A 19,390-nucleotide genomic window follows, 5' to 3' on the forward strand; every position below is an offset into this window, starting at 1 on the left:
GTGTCATCGCCACGCAGGTCCACCAGTTGCTGGCAGGCCGCGCGGCCGAGCTGCTGGGCCCGGATCAGGTGCGCGAACTGCTCGACCTGCTGCGCGAACGCCATTCGCAACTGATCGAAACGATCACGCCGCAGCCTCTCTCGCTCGCCGCGATCACCGCCGTCCTGAAGGCGCTGCTGGCCGACGGCATTTCGCTGACCCATTCGGTGCGTGTCTTCTCCAGCCTGTCGCAGGCGGCGCAGCGCACGGCCGACGTTGGCCAGATCGTGGAACTGATGCGGACCGATCTCGGTACCTTGCTGGTGGGCCAGATTTGCGGGCCGGACCAGCGCTTGCCGGTCATCACGCTGGCCGCGCAACTGGAAGAAATGGTGGTTGGCGGGATGCAGGACCCGACCACGGGCGAGATCGTGATCGAACCCGACCTGGCGCGCTCCATCGGGGAACGTATCGCCGCCCTGCTGCGCGAGAGGCCGCAAGGCGCGCTGACGCCTGCACTGGTCGTGCAGCCGCGCGCGCGCCGTGCGCTCGCCGGATTGCTCAAGCTGCGTGCGCCCAACGTGCTGGTCCTCTCGATCAACGAACTGCCTGCGGCACAGCCGATAGAGGTCGTGTCGGTGATCGGCGACGAGGCAGAGCAGGTCGCGCACCAGCAGACACCGCAACTGCCACCGCCTGCCCACGATTCCGACATGTATGAGCAGGAGGCGCTGGCAGCATGAAGCACGACCAATCCTCCTTCAACGTCAAGCAGGCCTACGGCTCCAGCGTCCAGCAGAAGGTGGCGCAATTCCTCCCGCTCGTGCGCAAGCTCGCGTGGTATTACGAGGGGCATGGCAGCGCGACGATCGATGTCGACGACCTGATGCAGGCGGGCATGATGGCGCTGACTGAAGCGGCGCAGCGGCACGACCGGCCCAGCGATGACGGCTTTGCCGCCTACGCCAAGATGCGCGTGCGCGGCGCGATGGTAGACCTGTTGCGCGGCCAGTCGCATCGTCCGCGCAGCGCGGCAAGCTGGACCCGCAAGCGCGATACGGCCGAGCAGGACCTTCGTACCGAGCTGGGCCGCGCGCCGACGCCTGCCGAAATGGCGAGGGCGATGGAGCTGCCGCTCGACCGCTATGAGGCCATGCGGTTTGCTGCATCGACCAGCTCGACCTCGATCGAGGAGTGCTATTCGGACAGCGATTCCGCCTTCAGCGATAATCGACCGGACCCCGAGCAGAGTCTGCTCGCCAGCGAAGACAGTTCCGTCCTGGCCGATGCAATCGGCGCCTTGCCGGAACGGCTGCAACTGGTGCTAAAGCTGTATTTCATCGAGGAGCTGAACCTCAACGAGATTGCCGCCGTGCTGGGCGTCAGCGTGCCACGCGTGCACCAGCTCAAGGCCGATGCGCTCAAGAAGGCGCGCATCGCGATGGTGGAGCAGATCGACTAGCGCTGACGCATGGCGTTTGCGTTGCACCGCAACATGCGCCTATGGCTCGGCCCATGGCTGCCGCTTCTCTCGATCCGCCACCGCCACTTGGCGATCTCGGAAAAGTCGCGCTGTTCCTCGATTTCGACGGTACGTTGGTGAACCTGGCGGGTACGCCCGACGGGATCAGGGTGCCCGCGTACCTGCCAGGCGCTCTGGAACGCAAGGCGGTGGGCCTCGACCAGCGGCTGGCGATTGTGACCGGGCGCTTTATCGCCGATCTGCGCAAGCACCTGCCCGAGTGCCGTGTTGTCGTGAGCGGTTCGCACGGCGCGGAGATCGCCAGTCCCGATGGGGTTAGCGTTGCCGAGCAGGAGGTCCCGCGCATAAGTCCCGCTGTACTGGACGCAGCGCGCGATTTTGCAGGACGGACAAAGGGCCTGCATATCGAGGAGAAATCCCTCGGCGTGGGCATACATTACCGCGAGTGCCCGGACCAGGCAGAAGCCATCCTCGCATTCGCGCAAGACCTCGCGCGTACCCACGGCCTCTACCTGCGCGAAGGCAAGATGCTCGCAGAGCTGACCACGACCGACGCGAACAAGGGCGATGGCGTGCGGCACATCATGGCCCAGCCGCCATTTGCCGGTGCAACGCCCGTTTTCGTCGGTGACGACCTGACCGACGAGGATGGCTTTGCTGCAGCCGCCGACCTTGGCGGCTTCGGCGTCCTGGTTGGCGATCCGCGGGAAACGAAAGCGCGCTTCGGATTGTTCGACGTGACAGCAGTACATCATTGGCTGGAGCTGGAATGACCCAAATACCCCAGAGCTCACTTGAATTATGGCCGGTCGGCAATTGCCAGGTAACGGGGCTGATCGACGAGACCGGTGGGCTGGTTTGGGGCTGTGTGCCGCGGGTGGATGGCGATCCGGTGTTCTGCTCGCTCATGAACGGCGACAACCAGCGTGAAGGCGTGTGGCGGATCGAACTGGAGGATTTCTCCCACGCCACGCAAAGCTACCAGCGCAACACGCCGATCCTGAAGACGCGGCTGGAGGCGACGGATGGCAGCGCGGTTGAAATCATCGACTTCGCGCCCCGTTTCCGCCGCTCGGGCCGGATGTATCGCCCGGTCGCATTCGTGCGGATCGTCAGGCCGGTGGCGGGCACGCCGCGCATTACCGTCAACCTGTCGCCGATGAAAAACTACGGCGAGGCGGTGGCCGAAACGACCAATGGCACCAACCATATTCGCTACCTCGTCGGCCCGCAGGCGCTGCGGCTGACCACCGATGCGCCGGTCGGCTACGTGCTCGAAAAGCGCACTTTCCGGGTCGAGAACGACCTGCACTTCTTCCTCGGCCCGGATGAGCCTTTCAGCAGCAATGTCGGGCACGAACTCGACATGATGCTGGAGCTGACCGACCATTACTGGCGCCACTGGGTGCGCGGCCTTGCCACGGTGATGGAGTGGCAGGAGGCGGTGATCCGCGCTGCGATTACGCTCAAGATCTGTCAGCACGAGGAAACCGGCGCGATCGTCGCTGCACTGACCACCTCGATCCCCGAGGCGCCGGGAAGCGAGCGCAACTGGGACTATCGCTACTGCTGGATCAGGGACGCCTATTACACCGTGCAGGCATTGAACCGGCTGGGCGCGCTCGACGTGCTGGAAAAGTACCTCGCGTACCTGCGCAATATCGTCGACAATGCCAAGGGCGGCGCCGTGCAGCCGCTCTATTCGGTGATGGGCGAGCCGGAACTGACGGAAAGCTTTGCCGATCACCTTGCCGGCTATCGCGGCATGGGCCCCGTGCGCAAAGGCAATGCCGCTTTCAGCCAGGTGCAGCACGATGCCTATGGCCAGATTGTTTTGCCGACCGTGCAGGCCTTCTTCGACCAGCGGCTCTATCGGATGGCGGGGGAGGCGGATTTCGACAGCCTTGAACAGGTCGGCGAGATGGCGTGGAAGATGCACGACCAGCCCGATGCGGGCCTGTGGGAATTCCGCACCCGGCAGGAGGTGCACACCTATTCGGTGCTGATGAGCTGGGCCGCATGCGGGCGCATAGCGACCGTCGCGCAGCGGCTGGGCATGGCTGAAAAAGCGGACTTCTGGCGGGACCGCGCAGCCACGATCCGCACCAAGATCGAAGAGCAGGCGTGGAACGAGGAAGGCCAGCACTATGCCTCTGCGCTGGGAGGTAGCCACCTCGACGCCAGCCTGCTCCAGATGATCGACCTCGGCTTCCTCCAGCCTGAGGACGAGCGCTTTCAAAAGACCTTTGCCGCGATCGAGAAGGGGTTGAGGCGCGGCGAGCACATGCTCCGCTACGATGCGGAAGACGATTTCGGCCTGCCGGAGACCGCCTTCAACATCTGCACCTTCTGGCTGATGGAAGCGCTCCATCTGGCAGGTCGCGAGGAAGAGGCGCGCGCGCTGTTCGAAACGATGCTGTCGCACCGGACGCGGTCGGGGCTCCTGTCCGAAGATCTCGATTTTAACAATGGTGAACTCTGGGGCAACTTCCCCCAGACGTACTCTTTGGTGGGTATCATCAACTGCGCCACGCTGTTGTCCAAACCATGGAGTGTTATCCGTTGAGCCGCCTGATCGTCGTTTCAAATCGCGTTTCCGTTCCCAAGGCGCGGGGTGCGGCAGGGGCGCAGGGCGGACTTGCCGTTGCGCTTGGCTCTGCGCTCAAGGAACGGCGCGGACTCTGGTTCGGCTGGTCGGGTAAGGAAACCGCGGAATTCTCCGGCGATCTCCATATGCAGAAGAACCAGGGGGTCACCACTGCCACGATCGACCTGGAGCAGCAGGATGTGGAGGAATATTACAACGGCTATGCCAACCGCACGCTGTGGCCGCTGTTCCACTACCGGATCGACCTTGCCGAGTACGAGACGGGATTCGGCAAGGGATACGAGCGGGTCAACCAGCGCTTCGCGGACAGCCTTGGCCCGCTGATCGAGCCCGAGGACATGGTGTGGGTCCACGATTACCACCTGATCCCGCTGGCCGACCGGTTGCGTACGCGCGGCAACAAGAACCGGATCGGGTTCTTCCTCCATATCCCTTGGCCGCCGCGCAACCTCTTGGTCGCCCTGCCGTTCCACGAGCGGTTGGTGACGACCATGCTCGCCTATGACCTGATCGGCTTCCAGGACACCGAATCGGTCGACAGCTTCCTCGGCTATTGTCGCAAGGAATTGCAGGCCGAGATAGGCGAGGATGGCACGGTCACTTACGATGGCCGCTCGGTAAAGGTCGCGGCCTTCCCGATCGGGCTCGACTACGACGAATTTCTCGAAGGCGGGCAGAACGGAGACGCGCGGCAGGCGGAGCAGCGCATGCGCTCCAGCTCGCGCCACCGCAAGGTTATCATCGGGGTCGACCGGCTGGACTATTCGAAGGGCCTGCCCGAGCGGTTCGATGCGGTCGGTCGCTTCTTCGATACCTATCCGGAGCGGGTGAAGCAGACGCTTTATGTCCAGATCGCGCCGCCTTCACGGCAGGATGTCGGCAGTTACCAGCGGATCCGCAGTACGCTTGAACAGAAGGCGGGGCAGATCAACGGCGCGCGATCGGAAGTCGACATGGTCCCCATCCGCTACGTCAACAAGGGGTACCCGCGGCGCGAACTGTTCGGAATCTACCGCTCCGCCCATGTCGGGCTGGTGACGCCCCTGCGCGACGGGATGAACCTGGTTGCCAAGGAATATATCGCTGCGCAGGACCCGGAAGACCCCGGCGTACTAGTGCTGTCGCGCTTCGCGGGCGCGGCAGAACAGCTGACCGATGCACTGCTGATCAATCCCTACAGCCTGGAGCAGACCAGCGAGGCCATTCGGGAGGCGCTCGACATGCCGCTCGACGAGCGCAAGGCGCGCTGGGAGAAGCTCAACGAAGTGGTGAAAACGGCCAATGTCGAGCAGTGGCGCGCCGACTTCGTCGAAGCGCTCAGCTCCTGATCTGCCGAACGGTCAGTCCGCGGTGAGCTGCGTGCGGCCCGTTCCAGCCAGCCGCACCAGCAACCAGATAATGATCGGGACCAGCAGGAAGCTCAGCACCACCTTGGCGAGCGCCTGGCCCACCAGCAGCGAGCCGATCGGGAACACGCCGTAGAAAGCCACCGTGATGAAGATCACCGTGTCGACCACCTGGCTGATGGCCGAGGCGAGCCCGCCGCGCAGCATCATCCACAGGCCCCTCCCGTTTTCGGCACCCTCCCCGGAGCCGCGCAGCCGTTCGAACAGCCAGACATTCAGCAGCAGCGAAACGCCGTAAGCGATCGGCCCGGCAATCATGATCCGGTCCACCTGCCCCAGCACGGTTTCGAAGGCGGCCAGGTTGTCAGCGCTCATCGCCGGGCTGGGCGGCAGGCTCAGGACAACCCAGATCAGCAGGATCGAGAGGCCCAGCGGGGCAAAGCCCCACAGCACCAGCTTGTTTGCCACCGCGCGTCCGTAAAGCTGTGCGATAGCGCTCGATATCGCCACCAGCATCAGGAAGGCGAAAATGCCTGCCTCCACCGCCAGCGTGGTTAAGCCCAGCGGCAATGCGATCTGCTTGAAGCCCAGGACCCCTGCCAGCACGGTCATCCCGCCATACAGCAGTGCATAGACGAACAGGGGGCGGGGCAGGCCTTGTGGCGAAGCTGGGCTGGTCGATTCCATCGCCAAGCGCTTAAGATCGACTGAGCGAAAAGGAAAGAGAGAGCGGGAACCGGATCGCCCTTGCGCGAATTGACTATCCCCCGCGAAACAGCGAAGGGGCATGGGTCGTACCCGAGGACTATTCGAAAGCCCTTATGCCACCCGTACTCGCCAGCCTGCTGGGGATCGTCGCGATCCTCGCCGTCGCCTTCCTGCTTTCCAACGCCAAGCGCCAGATCCGCCTGCGGGTGGTGCTGTCCGCGTTCGCATTGCAGGCCCTGCTGGCCTTCCTGGTGTTGCGCACATCGGGCGGGCGGATGGTGATCCGCGAGATGAGCAACGGAGTCGCCGCGCTGCTATCCTATGCCAATGCCGGTACCGAATTCCTGTTCGGTGCGGACAACCCGCTGGCGAACACCTTCGCACTGGGCGCGCTGCCGGTGATCGTGTTCTTCGCCGCGCTGGTATCGATCCTGTATCACGTCGGGCTCATGCAGCTGATCGTGCGCTGGCTTGGCGGGGCGATCGGAGCGATCACGGGCGTGAGCAAGGTCGAAGCACTGGGTTCCGCGGCGAATATCTTCGTCGGCCAGTCGGAAAGCCCACTGGTGGTCCGCCCCTATCTGGCCGCGCTGGCCCCCAGTCGCCTGTTCACGCTGATGACTGTGGGCATGGCGGGCGTCGCTGGCACGATCCTGGCCGCCTATGCTGGCCTGCTGGGGAGCGAATATCTTCCGTTCCTGCTTGCCGCTGCCTTCATGTCCGCCCCGGGCGGCATCCTGATGGCGAAGATCATCATGCCCGATGTCGAGGAAGCCTCGCCTGAAGCGGAGGGCGAGCTGGCCCTGCCGCGCGGCCGCATCAGCGCCGAAGGCCCCGCCGCCATTACCGAGCGCGAGCATGCCCACGAAGTCGAAATGGCCGAGACCTTCGAAGAGGGCGAACGCCCCGCCAACGTCATCGAAGCTGCGGCACAGGGCGCGCAGACCGGTGTGAAGCTGGCGGTGGCCGTGGGCGCGATGGTGCTGGCTTTCGTCGCTCTGGTGGCGCTGGCCAATGGTATCCTTGGCGGGTTGGGCGCAGGCGTGGTACAGGTGGCCGAGACGTTCGGAACCCCGTTCCGCGCGGATATAACCGCATGGCTGCTCGATCTCAGTTTCCAGAAACTTCTGGGTTCGCTGTTCGCCCCGATCATGTTTCTGATCGGCATCCCTTGGGAAGAGGCGCGCTTTGCCGGTGGCCTGTTCGGAACCAAGATCGTGCTCAACGAATTCGTCGCCTTTATCGAGCTTGGCCAGATCGAAGCCGGGGCCATCTCCGAGCGTTCGCGTGCGATCATCACTTTCGCCCTGTGCGGTTTCGCCAATTTCAGCTCGATCGCCATCCAGATGGCGGTCACTGGCGGCCTTGCCCCCAACCAGCGCCCCGTTATCGCCCGGCTGGGCCTGCACGCGCTGCTGGCCGGGTCGCTTGCCAACCTGATGAGCGCGGCGCTCGCCGGGCTCTTCCTGCCCGCCTGAGAGATTACCTGATGTCCGATATTGCTTCTGTTTCGCTAGAACGTCCGCTCTCCGAAATTGCGGTCGAGCTGGGAGAGAGCTTCGCCGAATTCGGCTTCGGGATCGTGCGCGATCACGGCATCCCGGACGAACTCGTGGCGCGCGCACAGGCGGCGAGCGAGGCGTTTTTTGCGCTGCCCGACGAGACCAAGCGGGCGTACAAGATCGAAGGCATTGCCGGTGCGCGCGGCTATACCCCGTTCGGGCAGGAACAGGCCAAGGATGCCGAGGTGTTCGACCTCAAGGAGTTTTGGCATGTCGGGCGCGACCTTGCGCCGGACCATGACCTCGCGAAGTTCATGGAGCCCAATGTCTGGCCTGCCGAAGTTCCCGAGTTCGAGGCGACGATGCGCGAACTCTTCCTCGCCTTCGAGACGACCGGGCGCCGTATCCTCTCGGCCATCGCGATTCACTTGGGCGAGGATGCGAATTTCTTCGATTCGACGATCGAGGACGGCAACTCGGTGCTGCGCCTGCTGCGCTATCCGCCACTGCCCGACGATGCGCCCGACGGCGCGATCCGCGCTGCTGCACATGGCGATATCAATGCGATCACGCTGCTGCTGGGCGCAGAGGAAGCTGGGCTGGAGCTGCTGACCAGGAAGGGCGAGTGGCTCGCCGTCAGCCCGCCGCCGGGCGCGCTGGCCGTGAACATCGGAGACATGCTGGAACGGCTCACCAATGGCCGCTTGCGCTCCACCACGCACCGGGTGGTCAATCCGCGTGGCGAGGCGATTCGGCGTACGCGCTATTCGATGCCGTTCTTCCTGCATTTCCGGCCCGATTTCGAGATCGCGCCGCTCGAATCTTGCATCGCCGAAGGTGAGCAGGACCATGCGCCGGAGCCGATCCTCGCGCATGACTTCCTGATGCAGCGCCTGCGCGAGATCAAACTGGCGTGATCGTCTGTGACACCGACCGTCACACTGTTACGTTTATAATAATATTGCGCATGTTGCACTGCGGCAACACCCCTTTTGGCCTACTTTTCTGCGGCTTTCAGGAGCGTCTGGGCCGGGGGGCGTCTGGGACGAAAAGACTGTAACATTGCTGTAACAAATGCAGCGTTAGGCGCCCTCGACCGGCCTAGGGGGTCGGCCCACTGATATCCTTATCCCTCTCCAATAACGTCCTCAAAGGGGTTATTTCATGAAGCTCAAGTATCTGCTGGCAACCAGTGTTGTCGGCCTCACTGCCGCAGCGGGCGCCGCACCGGCCTACGCTCAGTCGACCGGTTCGGTCGATTTCGACGAAGAGAACGTACTCGTCGTCACCGGCACCAGGACGACCGACGTGGCGGGCGTTGAAATCCCCGATTCGCCCAAGGCGAAGGTGCAGATCGGTTCGGAACTGATCCAGCGTCAGGCCCCGGGCCAGACGATCAACGACACTCTGAACCTGGTTCCGGGCGTCAGCTTCCAGAACGACGATCCCTTCGGTTCGCTCGGCGGCACGTTCTCGATCCGCGGCTTCTCGTCGGATCGCATTTCGCAAACTTTCGACGGTGTTCCGTTGAACGATTCGGGCAACTACGCGCTCTACACCAACCAGATGCTCGATCCCGAAATCATCGAGTACGCGACCGTGAGCCTGGGTTCGACCGACGTCGATAGCCCGACTGCGGCTGCTGCCGGTGGCACGATCAACATTCGTTCGAAGACCCCGGACGAAGAATTCGGTGTCATGACCAGCCTGACCTACGGCAACATCATCGCACGCGGCAATCCGGGCGACCGCCCGATGTACCGCGGCTTCGTGAAGGTCGAAACGGGTAACCTGACGTCCGGTGGCCTTCGTGCATACGTCACTGCTTCGCGTACCGAGAACGACTCGGTCTTCTCGAACTACGGCGGCGTCGACAAGCAGCAGTACAATGCCAAGATCTTCCAGCCGCTGGGCGACAACGGCGATTTCATCGCGGTGGCCGGCCACTACAACCAGAACCGTAACAACTTCAACGGTTCGCCGGCCTTCTTCGGCGGCGCGCCCGGTTATTCGATCCAGGATCCGGAAGATCGCTTCTACGAACTTTATGACGGCACCCCGTGTACTGTCGTCATCGGCACCACTGGCGTACAGGATGGCTACAATTCGTGCGGTCAGCCGTTCGAACGTCGCTACAACCCGTCCAACACCGGCAACATCCGCGGTACGTCGCGCTTCACGATCACCGATGCGCTTACGCTGACGGTCGATCCGAGCTTCCAGTATGTGAAGGCGAATGGCGGCGGCACCTCGATCGGTTTCGAAGGTCTGTCGGCTGATGGCTTTACCGGGGGCGCCTATCTCACCGATCCGCGCAACCCGCAGCGTGCGACCCGCCCGACCCAGTACTACTACTTCGGCGGTGTCGACCTGAACAATGACGGCGATACGCTGGACTACGTGACGATCTCGTCGCCCAGCCAGACCCAGACCCGTCGTTACGGCCTGATCACGAACCTGATCTACGACATCAGCGACACGCAGCGCGTTCGCCTTGCTTACACGTTCGACCGTGCACGTCACCGTCAGACCGGTACTGCCGGTGCCCTGCTGACGAACGCAGAGCCTGTCGACGTGTTCGCGATCAACAATCCGCTGCTCGATGCCAATGGCGTCGCTCCGCAGAAGCGCAACCGCAAGTCGTTCGCGACGCTGCACCAGGTTTCTGCCGAGTATCGCGGTGAGTTCGGCGATCTCGTCGCAACGCTGGGTCTTCGCGCGCCGTTCTTCTCGCGTGATCTCGATCAGTACTGCGTCACCACCGACGGCACCGGCAATGTCAACTGCATCAACGGCGATGCCGCTATTGCTGCTTATGTTGCTGCGAACCCGGGCACCGTCGCGCCGACTTCGGCCGACTACAAGTACGACAAGCTGCTGCCGAACGTGGGCCTGACCTACAACTTCACCCCGGCTTTCAGCGTGTTCGCCAGCTACGCGATGAACCTGTCGGTTCCGGGGACCGATGCCCTGTACGGCTCGATCTTCACCGGTGTGGCACCGATCGCAGAAACGTCGGACTCGTTCGACGCGGGCCTTCGCTTCCAGTCCGGTACGGTTCAGGCGCAGCTTTCGGGCTGGTTCAACCAGTACCAGAACCGCCTGCGCGAGAGCTATGACGAGGTCACGCAGACTTCGACCTACGTCAACCTCGGCAAGGTCAACAAGTACGGCGTCGACGGCAGCATCGCGTGGCAGCCGATCCGGGCACTGTCGATCTACGCCTGGGGTTCCTACCTCGTGTCGGACATCAAGAACGACGTGATTGCAGGCACCTCTTGCGATCCGGACGACGTGGCTGACGGCTTCTGCTACGATCAGGGTGGCTTCGGCTACTTCACCACCGCTGGCATGCGTGAAGCGGGCGCACCGGAATACACCGTCGGCGCACGCGCTCAGGGCAACCTTGGCCCGGTCGAGATCGGCTTCCAGGTGAAGCGCACCGGCGAACGCTGGCTGAACGACGTCAACACCGTCTCGCTGCCGGCTTACACCACTGCAGACGCCGACGTCCGCGTGAACCTGGGCTATTTCGACGAAGACCTCGACAAGGCCTATTTCCAGGTCAATGTCACCAACCTCTTCGACGAACTCTACGTCGGCGGGACGCGCGGTTACGACATCGCCACGACCGGCGATTATGTGAACATCGGCCCGCCCCGTGCGATCACCGCCTCGCTGATCTGGGGCTTCTAATCCCGGGAGGTCTGGCTCTGCCCGACCAACGGTATGAAAAAAGGCGGCGGCCTCCTTCGGGAGGTCGCCGTTTTTCGTTTCAGGGCCTCAGGAACCGTGACTGCACGGCCCGAGTTTTACCGGCATGGAGGACTACACGCAGGGATTCTCGGCCACTGGCCACAGGCCTAGCCTGCCAGTCCTCGGTGGGATCGTCCTGCTGCACGTCGTGCTGTTCTACGCCCTGATCCAGGCTTTCGCGCCCGACATGGTCTCACGCGCACTGGGCGAGCAGATGTCCACCTTCGATGTGGAGACGGTGCCAGAACCTGCGGCCCCACCCGATCCGCCCGGTCAGGCAGAGGATGAGGCAGGCGACGAAGGCGATCCGGGCGAACGCGCGCAGGCGCGCGCGGTATCTGCGCCGCAATCGCCGATCCCTATGCCCGACCGCGAAGCTGCCCCCCGCACAGCCTCGACCGGTAACGAGAACCAGTCGGGCGCTGCAGAGGCCGGCGACGGCACCGGGGCCTCCGGTTCGGGCGACGGAACGGGTGCGGGCGAGGACGGACAGGGCTCGGGCGGTGGAGGTGTCGCGGTGCAACCCCGGCTCACCCGCTCGATCAGCGATGTGTCCCTGTTCGAAATCCCTGCGGGAGGCCGTGCGGCGCGGGTGGGTACGAGCACTATCGTAATTCTCGATGTTTCGGCGCAAGGCCGGGTGACGAGCTGCCGCGTTTCGCGATCGAGCGGCTTCCCGAATACCGATGCCAAGGTCTGCGAGCTATCCTACGACCGAATCCGGTTCGAGCCTGCGCGCGATGCGGCAGGCAATCCCGTGCCGGCGACTTTCTATTATCAGCAGCGCTATTTCGAACGGTCGTGAAGTCGGCTCGAGTACGGCGCTGTTACGCTAGGCCAGCGCCTTGGCCAGATCGGACTTGTCGTACGGTTTTTTCAGGATCGAGCGCGCACCAAGCTCCTCGAACTTGATTTCCTTGGCGCTGTAGCCCGTCGCGAGAACGAAGGGCACGCCCCGCCGGGTGAGCTCTCGCGCCACGGGCTCGCTCGATTCCTCGCCGAGGTTGAAATCGAGCACCGCGAATTGCGGGCTTTCCTTTTCGATCGCCCGCAGAGCCTGCGTGACACTGCCCGACACCAAGACATCCTTGACCCCAAGCTCGCGGAGCATTTCCTCAGTATCGAGCGCAATGATCATGTTGTCCTCGATCAACAGTACACGCTGGGGAAGTTCGCTCTGCGATTCCTCGCCTGCATCCTGGCCATGATCGACGTGGCTGGTCATCTCGTGATCGCTTTCCGTATCTTGCAGGAACCGGGCCGGAACGACGAACCGAGCTTCCAGCCCGCCAAGTGCAAAATCGACATTGGCCTCGCCTTGCAATTCGTGCGGGATGGACTTCTCGATGATGGTCGTGCCGAAACCCTGCCGCTCGGGCGCCTGCACTGGCGGGCCACCCCGTTCCCGCCAGCCGAGCGCCAGATCGCCATTGGCCTGCCGATCCAGCGTGATCAGGAGGTCACCCGACTGGTCGGAAAGACTTCCATATTTGGCGGAGTTGGTAATCATCTCGTGCAGGACCAGTGCGAGCACGGTGTACGCCTGCGGCACCACCAGGACATCGCGCCCGTCCACATTCAGGCGAGTGGTTTTCGAACCCAGGTAGGCCTCGGCTTCATCAGCGATCAGCTTTTTGAGCGAGGTCGGCCCCCATTGATCGCGCGTCAGGTTGTCGTGTGCCGCAGCGAGCGCGCCGATGCGCCCACCGATAAGCTTGGTCAGCGTAACGGCATCACCCGTTTCGTGGCGCGACTGATTCACCAGGCCCCTGATGAGGTTCAGGATGTTGCGCACGCGGTGATTGAGTTCGGCGATCAGCAAGTCCTGCTGTTCGGTCGCCCGCTTGCGATCCTGCGCGGCGGCGTCGGTCAGTCGCAGGATCACTTCGAGCAGGGTGATCCGCAAGGTTTCCGCCAGATCGAGTTCGGGCTGCGTCCAGTCGGCGCTACGGCCCTCGACGGTCTGCTGCCAGGCGGCAAAGCTCTTGCGTGGGGAGATGCGCCCTTCGCTCTCCACCGGCTTGTCGGGATTGCCAGCCCAGGTAACGACCTGCCTCAGCTCCCGCCGCCAAAGCACGAAATAGTCGCGCGGGCTCCGCGAAACAGGGATGATCAGCGCCCCAGCGGCGCGCGATGCAAATTCGCTCGCAGCGTCGATCTCGCCCGCAAGGTCATTGGTCGCGAGGATGTGTCCCGCACGGCCCGCCTGGAGGCTGGGCAGGATCGTGCGAAACTCTTCCTCGCTCGGTGCGTGGCCGGAGGCGACATATTCGCCGTCGATATAAATGCTCGCGCCATCGTGCGGGATCGTATCGCCGATCGTGGATCCGACCTGCGAGAGCGTGTCGCGCAGCGAGGCACCACCAGCCAGCCGGGTCATCAGGCGTTCGTGCAGGTTCTGGCCGAGAGCTTTGCGCGCCGCACCCTGATCGTGCAGCGCGCGATCGAGCGTGAGCGAGAAAATCTGCGAGAATACTTCGGCCGCCGTCCGGTTCGAGAATGGCAAGGCACGCGGCTGGTAGTGGTGGCACGCAAACAGGCCCCACAGGCGCCCGCGCACGATGATCGAGATCGACAACGAAGCGCGTACACCCATATTGCGCAGATATTCGATATGGATCGGCGATACTGCGCGCAGCGTTGACAGGCTTAGGTCGATCGGTTCGCCGCCGAATTGCTTGCCCGGAACGATTGGGACGGGCGTGTCGGCCACATCGGCAATGATCCGCAGGCGATTGCGCAGGTATAATGCGCGTGCCTGCTGCGGGATATCGGATTTGGGATATCTCAGGCCGGCAAAACTATCGACCGCTTGCTCGCGTGCTTCGGCAATCACTTCGCCCGTGCCGTCGGGGTGGAACCGGTAGACCATCACCCGGTCGAATTCGAGCAGGGCCTTCAGGCGCTGCGCAGCTGCCGAGCACAGATCGTCGACTTTCTCAATCGCATCGAGCCCGGCCATCATCGGCCTGATCGAGGCGATGTGATTGCCGAACCCGGCGGGATCGTGCTGTTCGAATTCGAGCACCAGTTGCCCGGCGCTACGGTGGATGGAACAGTCGAAACGCCTCGTGGGATCGTCGCCGAGCGCCAACGCGAATAACCGCTCGGTCTCGTCCGATTCCACCAGGCGCATCGCGGCGCCCTGCATTGCCTGCAATGTGTCAGGGGGAAGCAGATCGTCCAGTCGGGCGCCTTGTGCGATACCGCCGATGCGGAGAAACTCGCCCGCATTCTGCGAGAAATGCGCCACCAGGTTGTCGGTCGAAGCCACCAGCATCGCGCCGAAGGGCTGAATATGCCCAAGCTGATGGATGGGTTCGCGATCGCAGCTGGTGAGATCCACGTGGGACGCAGGATCGGTCATGCACGGACCGCCATGTGCCTTTCGCAAATCGTCAGGAAATGACCGAAGACCGCATGTGCCGTCCATTCTGCAGACGGGTTGGACCGGCTGCTTTCCAGAAGGGGGCGCAGCGCCTTGAAATAGCGTGGCATGGCCTCGTCGCGGATGAACGCCATCGGCCAGCTCGGGGCGACACGCGGCGCAAGTTCTCGCTCCATCATCTTGTTACCGAGCGAGGAGCCCGCAAGAACCCATGCCGCCCCAAGCCACGCATCGGGCGTGATCGCGGGTGCTACGAAGGCGGGTGTGTTCGCTTCGCCGGCCGTGTGACCGAGCCATTCGAGATCGCGCCGGAGCAGCGAGACTTGCGACGGCGGCAGCCATTCATAGGGGCAATGCTGGAACAGCCACTGTTCCACGCCTAGGCGGGCGGTCAGCTGCGCATCCAGAAACTGCACGTAATCGCGCCGATCCGCGAGATCGAGACGCCCCAGTGCATGGTCGAGCGCGCCGTGATCGGCGTGTGTCGCTGCTCGCAATTGTGCGCGCAGCGTGGGTGCATGATCGCACCTTGCAGGCATTTGCGCGTTCCTTGTCCGGCCCAAAATACTACCCCCAGCGCCACCATGCGATCGGCGGCGATAAGACTTCTATATCCTTTAGGCCTGCCGAAGTTCCCGGAGTGACAAATGTCAAGTCAGTCTTTGCCCTTGGGCGGGGCCAGGAGTTTCGTACCCTTCTCGGCCACCGCCGCGGCGATGATCGGTTTGAAGAACGAAAGCATTGGCGGCAGGTCGAGTTCGACGATGACCTGCGTGTCCTCGATGCTGACCGTTGTGTGCACGGTCTGGCCCATCGCACCGACCGAGAGCTTCATCGTATCCTCGTCCGGCCAGTCGGTGGTCACGTCCGCCGCACCGCCCGGCATGTGTGCGGGCAGTTCGGGCATGCGTTCGCGCAGGCGACGTCGCACCTCTTCCTTGGGCAGGTTGTGTTGGACGGGAACACGCATCAGCTGGGCGCGCCCTCGCGCGGGCTATCGCTCGTGGTGTCCCCTCCAGGGCCTTCGCCATAGCGATAGCCGAGATAGCGATGCTGCACGGCCAGATCGTCGAGCGCGCCATCGGCGATCTTGCGATTGATCGAATCGATCTCGCCGCTGATCTTGCCGAGCCCTTCGACCAGTCGCTGGTCGGCGGTTGCCCCGGCATGTTCTGCGCCACGCATCGCGGCGGGCACGCGGGTATAGCTCTGAACCATTTCGGGCAGCGTCTCGCCCACCAGTTCGCGGATGTCGCGGATCGAATCATGGCTGGCTGGCGCGGTTTCGAGTTGCTGGCCCAGCAGGTCCAGCTTCACGCCGAGATCGTCGACCAGCGCCACGGCAGGTGCGGGCAACGCCGGGCGTTGCGATTCCAGCCACAGTTCGGTGCGGGCGACCATCTGGCGCGGCGTCCCCTTGTTGAGATCGCCCGCCTGCGGAATCGATATGCGCGGGAAGACCGAGAAGATGCCTGCCGCCGCAATCAGCGCGAAGAAGGTCAGCACAATGCCGGTGAAGCCGATCCCGTCGATCACGATGCCCGCCAATGTCGCAAAGGCGAAGATCGCGGCTGCCGCGACGGCGATATTGCGCAGTTTCTTCAGGCGATGGCGGTTGCGCACCTGTGCGCTCTCGCGCCCGATCGAAACCGCGCGCCTGTGCCGCCCGCCGATGCGGTTCTCGACCAGCAGCTGGCGGCTATCGCGCATAATGCGGTCGCTCTCGCGCGTCAGGTCGTTCACCTAGCCCTCCAGCTTGAGCAGCGAGTCTTCGGAGGCGTCGAGCTGGGCCTGCGCCTGCGCCTGGCTTTCGGCCCGCGCGATGTATTCCTTCGACTTTTCGACCTCGGTGGAAAGCGTGTCGACCGTCTGCTTCATCGTGTCGAGCGCCTTCAGCTTGAACGTATCGACCTCGTCCATCGTCGCGTAGATGTTCTGGAACGCGTTCTGCAGCGTCTGCATCGGGATCGTGCTCGACGCGGCCTGTTCGTGGATCTTGCCCGTCTGTTCGCGCAGCAGCTTGCCGGTGGAATCGATGATTCCCGCCGTGGTGTCGTTCAGGGCAGTGATCTGCTTCAGCACCAGCCGCTGGTTGGTCATCGCCTCGGCAACGGTCACCGCCGTGCGCAGCGCGGAAACGGTGGTGGTGCTGGCGCGATCGACGCCCTTCACCAGTTCCACGTTGTTCTTCTTGACCAGGTCGAGCGCGAGGTAGCCCTGCACCGATACGGCCATCTGGGTCAGCAAATCCTGCGTGCGCTGGCGGACATAGAACAGCGCAGTCTCGCGAATCGCCTTGGCTTTTTCCGGGTCGGTCGCGTCAAGTTCGTTGGCTTTCTCCTCAAGCTTCGCGTCGAGCGTCTTGGAGATGTGGACCATCTGTTCCAGCTTGCCCATGGCTTCCCACAAGTGCTGGCGCTCCACGTCGATCGCCGCGTTATCCTTCTGCAATTCGGTGCGGCCCGAATGCAGCTTGTCGAGGATCGCCTGGATATGGCTCTGCGCACTCTGGTAGCTGCGGAAATAGCTCTTCAGGCTGTTGCCCCATGGCAGCTTGGACAGGATCCCGCTCTTGCCGCGCTTCGCAGGGTCGAGTTCCTCCACCGTCGTGCGCAGTTCGGCGAGGTTGGCGCCCACGCCCTGGTCGCGATCCATCGCGCGCACCGGGCGATCGAGGAAGCGGTTCGACATGCTCGACGCCGCCATGATTTCCTTGCGGCCCATGTTGGAGATTTCGTCGACCCGCTTGCTGAATTCGGGGGACTTCGCGTCATGCGCCACCAGTTCGTCGATGAAGCCATCGACCTTGGTGTCCAGCTCGCTCTTCTTCTCGTCATCGACCGGAACCAGCCCGACGGCCTTTTCGACATCGACGGTCGGGATCGGCTCGGGCGGAGTCAGGTTGAGCTTGGTCGCGGTCTCGGTTTCGGTCTGAGTGGCCATGAGCGGCGAAATTCCTTCTGCTGCAGCTACTGTATTAGTCGCGCAAGACACGTGTTTCAAGTTTTGGCACGCGTCACTTTCCGCGATAAGGCCTCGGCATGCAAACTCCTTCGCCTTCGTCTGCGATCAGCGACGCGCAAAATTCTACGAACAACTCGACTGCCGAGCGTCGCCGGGTCGGGATCGACTATGTCGTGACCGCCTTCACCCGGTGGTGGACCATCGAAGTCGCGGGGACGGTCGATCAGGCCGCCGTGATCGAGAAGCGCCGCGCCGAGTGTGAACTGACTGCGCGCTACCTGCTGATGATCTGCATGTCGGCGGGGATCGCCATCCTCGGCATGCTGCTGTCTTCGCCGGCTGTGGTGATCGGCGCCATGCTGCTCTCGCCCCTGATGGACCCGATCATGGGGGTCGGGTTCGCGCTGGCGGTGGGCGATGCGAAATGGCTGCGGCGGGCGGGCCGCTCGCTCGCCATCGGGGTGGGGCTAGCGATCCTGTTCTGCGCGCTGATCGTTGTCTTTTCGCCGATCAAGACGGTCACCCCGGAAATCGCGGCGCGCACGCAGCCCAACCTGTTCGACCTGCTGGTCGCGATCTTCTCCGCCATAGCGGGCGCCTACGCGGTGATCCGGGGGCGCGAGGGCACCATCGTGGGTGTGGCCATCGCCACCGCCTTGATGCCGCCGCTGGCTGCTGTGGGCTATGGCCTCGCCACGTTCAATTCGACCGTGTTCTGGGGCGCCTCGCTCCTCTTCGTCACCAACTTGACGGCAATCGCCCTGACGGCGACGGCGATGGCGCGCGGTTATGGGTTCAGCACCAGCCTGTCCGAAAAGCAGAGCCAGATGCAGGCGCTGCTCATTTTCGGGGCTTTCGTCGCGCTGGCGGTGCCGCTGGGCCTGTCGCTCTACCGGATCGGTTGGGAGGCGAACACCACCCGCCAGATCAACGCCATCGTGATCGAAACCTTCGACGGGCGGGCAAGGATTTCGGACATCGTGCCCGACTACCAGGTCCAGCCGATCCAAGTTTCTGCCACCGTGCTGACGCCCGAGATCATCGCCGATGCCGAGCGGCTGGCGAGCGAGGAGATGGAGCAGAAACTGGGCCAGCCGGTGGATGTTACGCTGACCCAGCTGCGTGTGGGGACGAGCGCGCAGGCAGCCGAGGAAGCAGAACTCGCCAATGCCCGTGCGCAGGAAGCGGAGGCGGCGCAGCGCGCGCAATCCATCGCCGAGCGGTTGGCGATCATGGCAGGCGTACCGGCGGAGGATGTGACCATAGACCGCCAGCGGCGGAGGGCGCTGGTCACGGCCAAGCCGCTCGACGGGGCGACGCTGGCTGCCTACCTCGAATTGGAGCGGCGGGTCGACGCGACCGAGCCCGAGTGGGATATCCGCATCGTGCCTCCGCTGCGCGCGCTGCCGGACATCGCGCTGAGCGAGCAGGACGAGGATGACGAGCTTGCGCCGACCGCACAGGGCCGCAGGGCGCTGCAACTGGTGATCTGGGCGCAGCGCCGCATCGGCATTCCCGTGCGGCTCACCGGTACGCAAGAACAGCTCGATGCGATACGCAAGCCGCTTGCCGATGCTGGCATCGCAGCCGAGTTCGATACGGTATCGGGCAGGTCTGGAAGCGTTAGCGCGAGATGGGCAATCCCGGAGGAATAGG

The 19,390-nt window shown here is 63.6% G+C and carries 16 protein-coding genes; 10 read left to right on the top strand and 6 right to left on the bottom strand.

Annotation, left to right across the window (positions count from 1 at the left end):
• The 5 genes from ACEQXE_RS12535 to otsA all read left to right on the top strand — a co-directional run.
• Positions 1–722, top strand: a 722-nt coding sequence (locus ACEQXE_RS12535) for an FHIPEP family type III secretion protein (protein WP_370179766.1), incomplete at its 5' end; no start/stop codon positions are given.
• Positions 719–1,441 (top strand): sigma-70 family RNA polymerase sigma factor, encoded by a 723-nt coding sequence (locus ACEQXE_RS12540; RefSeq protein WP_370179768.1) that lies wholly within the window; start codon positions 719–721, stop codon positions 1,439–1,441. The genes ACEQXE_RS12535 and ACEQXE_RS12540, both read left to right, overlap by 4 nt.
• Positions 1,442–1,494: 53 nt before the next feature.
• A complete protein-coding gene (otsB, locus tag ACEQXE_RS12545) occupies positions 1,495–2,235 on the top strand; it encodes a trehalose-phosphatase (RefSeq protein ID WP_370179770.1) in 741 nt (246 codons plus the stop codon).
• The gene (locus ACEQXE_RS12550; protein ID WP_370179772.1) at positions 2,232–4,028 is read left to right on the top strand and encodes a glycoside hydrolase family 15 protein; all 1,797 of its coding nucleotides are present in this window, start codon (positions 2,232–2,234) and stop codon (positions 4,026–4,028) included. Before otsB ends, ACEQXE_RS12550 begins: the two co-directional genes overlap by 4 nt.
• Complete coding sequence (gene otsA / locus ACEQXE_RS12555) at positions 4,025–5,398, top strand: alpha,alpha-trehalose-phosphate synthase (UDP-forming) (RefSeq protein ID WP_370179775.1); 1,374 nt, start codon at positions 4,025–4,027, stop codon at positions 5,396–5,398. The genes ACEQXE_RS12550 and otsA overlap by 4 nt, the downstream gene beginning before the upstream one ends.
• 12 nt (positions 5,399–5,410) lie before the next feature.
• Here otsA and ACEQXE_RS12560 read toward each other — a convergent pair whose 3' ends face one another.
• A complete protein-coding gene (locus ACEQXE_RS12560) occupies positions 5,411–6,103 on the bottom strand; it encodes a queuosine precursor transporter (protein WP_370179777.1) in 693 nt (230 codons plus the stop codon).
• Between the two features lie 134 nt (positions 6,104–6,237).
• Between ACEQXE_RS12560 and ACEQXE_RS12565 the strand changes: the two genes are divergently transcribed.
• The 4 genes from ACEQXE_RS12565 to ACEQXE_RS12580 all read left to right on the top strand — a co-directional run bounded on the left by ACEQXE_RS12565 (position 6,238) and on the right by ACEQXE_RS12580 (position 12,187).
• Positions 6,238–7,602 (top strand): NupC/NupG family nucleoside CNT transporter, encoded by a 1,365-nt coding sequence (locus ACEQXE_RS12565; RefSeq protein ID WP_370179779.1) that lies wholly within the window; start codon positions 6,238–6,240, stop codon positions 7,600–7,602.
• 11 nt (positions 7,603–7,613) lie between these two features.
• Positions 7,614–8,543: an isopenicillin N synthase family dioxygenase gene (locus tag ACEQXE_RS12570; RefSeq protein ID WP_370179781.1), complete on the top strand. Its 930-nt coding sequence runs from the start codon at positions 7,614–7,616 to the stop codon at positions 8,541–8,543.
• 247 nt (positions 8,544–8,790) lie between these two features.
• Positions 8,791–11,322 (top strand): TonB-dependent receptor, encoded by a 2,532-nt coding sequence (locus ACEQXE_RS12575; protein WP_370179783.1) that lies wholly within the window; start codon positions 8,791–8,793, stop codon positions 11,320–11,322.
• 124 nt (positions 11,323–11,446) lie between these two features.
• On the top strand, positions 11,447–12,187 hold the full coding sequence (locus ACEQXE_RS12580) for a TonB family protein (RefSeq protein WP_370179785.1): 741 nt from the start codon (positions 11,447–11,449) through the stop codon (positions 12,185–12,187).
• A 27-nt stretch (positions 12,188–12,214) separates the two neighbouring features.
• Here ACEQXE_RS12580 and ACEQXE_RS12585 read toward each other — a convergent pair whose 3' ends face one another.
• From ACEQXE_RS12585 to ACEQXE_RS12605, 5 genes are all read right to left on the bottom strand, one after another.
• A complete protein-coding gene (locus ACEQXE_RS12585) occupies positions 12,215–14,749 on the bottom strand; it encodes an HWE histidine kinase domain-containing protein (RefSeq protein WP_370179787.1) in 2,535 nt (844 codons plus the stop codon).
• Complete coding sequence (locus ACEQXE_RS12590; RefSeq protein ID WP_370179789.1) at positions 14,746–15,309, bottom strand: biliverdin-producing heme oxygenase; 564 nt, start codon at positions 15,307–15,309, stop codon at positions 14,746–14,748. The genes ACEQXE_RS12585 and ACEQXE_RS12590 overlap by 4 nt, the downstream gene beginning before the upstream one ends.
• 116 nt (positions 15,310–15,425) lie before the next feature.
• The gene (locus ACEQXE_RS12595) at positions 15,426–15,740 is read right to left on the bottom strand and encodes a polyhydroxyalkanoic acid system family protein (RefSeq protein WP_370179791.1); all 315 of its coding nucleotides are present in this window, start codon (positions 15,738–15,740) and stop codon (positions 15,426–15,428) included.
• Entirely contained in the window at positions 15,740–16,513 is a 774-nt protein-coding gene (locus ACEQXE_RS12600) for a hypothetical protein (RefSeq protein ID WP_370179793.1), read from the bottom strand. Before ACEQXE_RS12600 ends, ACEQXE_RS12595 begins: the two co-directional genes overlap by 1 nt.
• Positions 16,514–17,713 (bottom strand): toxic anion resistance protein, encoded by a 1,200-nt coding sequence (locus tag ACEQXE_RS12605; protein ID WP_370179795.1) that lies wholly within the window; start codon positions 17,711–17,713, stop codon positions 16,514–16,516.
• Between the two features lie 98 nt (positions 17,714–17,811).
• Between ACEQXE_RS12605 and ACEQXE_RS12610 the strand changes: the two genes are divergently transcribed.
• Positions 17,812–19,389, top strand: coding sequence for a TIGR00341 family protein (locus ACEQXE_RS12610; RefSeq protein WP_370179797.1), 1,578 nt, complete (start codon positions 17,812–17,814; stop codon positions 19,387–19,389).
• The last annotated feature ends 1 nt before the right edge of the window (position 19,390 follow it).

This window comes from Alteriqipengyuania sp., assembly GCF_964222115.1.
GTDB lineage: Bacteria > Pseudomonadota > Alphaproteobacteria > Sphingomonadales > Sphingomonadaceae > Alteriqipengyuania.